This is a genomic window from Thermococcus sp. EP1 (assembly GCF_001317345.1).
Taxonomy (GTDB): domain Archaea; phylum Methanobacteriota_B; class Thermococci; order Thermococcales; family Thermococcaceae; genus Thermococcus_A.
The window spans coordinates 1-773 of sequence record NZ_JXCG01000032.1 but is presented as its reverse complement, the minus strand read 5'-3'; the positions used below and the strand labels follow the sequence as shown (position 1 = coordinate 773).

Genomic DNA, 773 nt, shown 5'->3' with positions numbered 1-773 from the left:
CCCTTCTAACGGCTAATATACCAGCCTTAGCGAGGTAGTGTTGTGCTAGGTCGTCAATTCCCTTCTGACAGAATACTACATTTGCACCTGTAGCAACAATTTTGTCAACCATCTCTCTGATCATTCTTTCCTCTTGCTCGAGGAATGCTTGTAATTGCTCTGGGCTTGTAATTCTGATCTCTGCATCTGTCTCAGTTTCTTTAACCTCAAGTGCCTCGTTAATGAGAGCTATCTTGGCATCCTCGATCTTTCTTGGCATGCCTGGGTGAACTCTCTCTTTATCAATAACTACACCTCTGATGAGTTGGGTGTCTCTGACACTTCCGCCTTCTTTCTTCTCAAGCTTGATGTTGTCAATGTCAACTTGATACTTCTCACCAACTTTTTCACCAACGAGTTTTACAGCGTCTACTGCCAGCTTAGCCAGGTACTCTCTCTCTTCCTCAGCGGCTTTTCCAGTTATAGCTGTTGTAGCCGCCTTCATGAGGACTTCCTCATCCTCTGGGCTAACATCCTTTGCAATGCTATCGAGAATCTCTTGGGCCTTTTCAGCTGCAAGTGTATAACCTTTTACAATTATTGTAGGATGTATGTTTTGATTAAGAAGCTCTTCAGCCTTCCTCAGAAGTTCACCAGCAATAACAACAGCTGTCGTGGTTCCGTCTCCCGCTTCCTTGTCTTGAGTCTTTGCAACTTCAACCATCATCTTAGCTGCTGGGTGCTGGATGTCCATTTCATCAAGAATTGTTGCACCGTCGTTTGTGATTACTATA

Annotated in this window: 1 protein-coding gene; it reads right to left on the bottom strand. The window is 44.2% G+C overall.

All coding sequences use genetic code 11. From position 1 onward, the window contains the following. On the bottom strand, positions 1–773 hold a 773-nt coding region (gene thsB / locus EP1X_RS09920; RefSeq protein ID WP_305809545.1), incomplete at both ends, for a thermosome subunit beta.